Genomic DNA, 966 nt, shown 5'->3' with positions numbered 1-966 from the left:
GCAAACGCTCAGGCAAAACAAAAAGGCCCGCACGAATGCGGGCCTTTCAAGATTTTGGCTCCTCGACCTGGGCTCGAACCAGGGACCTACGGATTAACAGTCCGGCGCTCTACCGACTGAGCTATCGAGGAACAGCAGTACAACTTGATCTACATAAAAAAGCCCGTCCTGGTTAACGGGCTTTTTGAAATTCTTGGCTCCTCGACCTGGGCTCGAACCAGGGACCTACGGATTAACAGTCCGGCGCTCTACCGACTGAGCTATCGAGGAACAGAACAACAAAACAGCAGAGAACGAAATTCTAGAAGCAGCTGGGGCGCCTGTCAATACCCTGCGTTCATCATCCCGATTTCACTTGAATCTTGCAGGGCAAGTGGCAGGCTGCGACACTCAGCGCGCGAGCAGCTGGAGCTTTTCCTTCACGTCCTTGAATTCTTCGGCTTCAGGCAGCGGCGCCTTGGTCTTGGTGATGCTCGGCCAGCTCTTGGCCAGATCGGCATTCAGCTCGATAAAGTTCTGCTGGTCGCCCGGCACGTCTTCTTCGGCATAGATGGCATTCACCGGGCACTCGGCTACGCACACCGCGCAGTCGATGCATTCGTCGGGGTCGATCGCGAGGAAGTTGGGACCTTCGCGAAAGCAGTCCACCGGGCACACATCGACGCAGTCGGTATAGCGGCACTTGATGCAGCTTTCGGTCACAACGTGAGTCATTCAGGCAGCTCCTGCATGCGGAATCAGGGAAGGCGCAAACGCCAAAAGCGTTATTGTAACGTAACGTCAAGAGGCGCATGCGGCATCGGACAACGCCTTTTATATGTTTTCGTGATTAGTTTATTGCGCCCTTAGGGAAGCGCTGATTAATGGACCAACTGACCGAGTTGCAGCCGAGAGGGCGTCGAATTTTCCGGATGACGAAGCGACTCGAAGCTGAACTCGGTGAATTGGCCGCGTAAACGGGCCTCC

1 protein-coding gene and 2 tRNA genes are annotated in these 966 nt (G+C 55.1%); all 3 read right to left on the bottom strand.

All coding sequences use genetic code 11. From position 1 onward, the window contains the following. Window positions 1-55: 55 nt before the first annotated feature. Window positions 56-131 (bottom strand) — tRNA-Asn (locus BN2475_RS11805). A 63-nt stretch (window positions 132-194) separates the two neighbouring features. Then, window positions 195-270: transfer RNA gene (locus BN2475_RS11800), tRNA-Asn, on the bottom strand. A 120-nt stretch (window positions 271-390) separates the two neighbouring features. Then, entirely contained in the window at window positions 391-714 is a 324-nt protein-coding gene (gene fdxA, locus BN2475_RS11795; RefSeq protein ID WP_094779707.1) for a ferredoxin FdxA, read from the bottom strand. Window positions 715-966 lie beyond the last annotated feature (252 nt).

Source organism: Paraburkholderia ribeironis (assembly GCF_900019265.1).
GTDB lineage: Bacteria > Pseudomonadota > Gammaproteobacteria > Burkholderiales > Burkholderiaceae > Paraburkholderia > Paraburkholderia ribeironis.
This window is presented reverse-complemented; position numbering and strand designations above follow the sequence as displayed.

Bases quoted from the DNA above. Each gene is read 5' to 3' on its own strand.
- fdxA (WP_094779707.1), bottom strand. From the start codon at position 714: ATGACTCACGTTGTGACCGAAAGCTGCATCAAGTGCCGCTATACCGAC.